We start from the raw sequence: 1,185 nt of genomic DNA on the forward strand, positions 1-1,185 counted from the left end.
TTACTTGATGATTTCGGTTACGGAGCCAGCGCCAACGGTACGGCCACCTTCGCGGATTGCGAAGCGGAGCTGCTTTTCCATTGCCACCGGGGCGATCAGGTTCACGTGGATGGTCACGGTGTCACCCGGAGTCACCATTTCAACACCTTCCGGGAGCTGGATCGTGCCAGTCACGTCGGTGGTGCGGAAGTAGAACTGAGGACGGTAGCCGTTCATGAACGGAGTGTGGCGGCCACCTTCGTCCTTCGTCAGGACGTAGATTTCAGCCTTGAATTCGGCGTGCGGAGTAACGGACTTCGGGGCTGCGAGCACCTGGCCGCGGCTGATGTCCTTCTTTTCTGCGCCGCGGAGGAGCAAACCGACGTTGTCGCCAGCCTGGGCGTCGTCGAGGAGCTTGCGGAACATTTCAACGCCAGTCACCACGTATTCGGCGGTTTCGCCGAGACCAACGCGTTCGACCTTGTCGTTCAGGTGAACCACGCCGCGTTCGATACGACCGGTAGCGACGGTGCCACGACCAGTGATGGTGAACACGTCTTCGATCGGCATCAGGAACGGCTTTTCGGTTTCACGGGCCGGGAGCGGGATGTAGGTGTCGCAGGCGTCCATGAGTTCCATGATCTTGTCCTGGTAGGCAGAGTCGCCTTCAAGGGCCTTGAGGGCGGAACCGCGGATGATCGGGGTGTTGTCGCCGTCAAATTCGTACTTGGACAGAAGGTCGCGAACTTCCATTTCCACGAGGTCGAGGAGTTCTTCGTCGTCCACCATGTCGACCTTGTTCATGAACACGACGATCTTCGGCACGCCCACCTGGTGAGCGAGGAGGATGTGTTCACGGGTCTGCGGCATCGGGCCGTCGGTAGCTGCAACAACGAGGATGGCGCCGTCCATCTGGGCAGCACCGGTCACCATGTTCTTAACGTAGTCGGCGTGCCCCGGGCAGTCGACGTGAGCGTAGTGACGGTTTGCAGTGGTGTATTCCACGTGGGAGGTGTTGATCGTGATACCGCGGGCCTTTTCTTCGGGAGCGTTGTCGATTTCGTCGAAACGCTTGGCGGCGGCGAGACCGCGTGCAGCGAGAGTCGTGCAGATTGCGGCGGTCAGAGTGGTTTTGCCGTGGTCAACGTGGCCGATGGTGCCGATGTTGCAGTGCGGCTTGCTTCTGTCAAAATGTTCTTTTGCCAT

General features: G+C 59.5%; 1 protein-coding gene. It reads right to left on the reverse strand.

The genetic code is table 11. The annotated features are described in order from the left end of the window. Entirely contained in the window at positions 1-1,185 is a 1,185-nt protein-coding gene (tuf, locus tag BUA40_RS14175) for an elongation factor Tu (RefSeq protein ID WP_072801490.1), read from the reverse strand.

Source organism: Fibrobacter sp. UWT2 (assembly GCF_900142545.1).
GTDB lineage: Bacteria > Fibrobacterota > Fibrobacteria > Fibrobacterales > Fibrobacteraceae > Fibrobacter.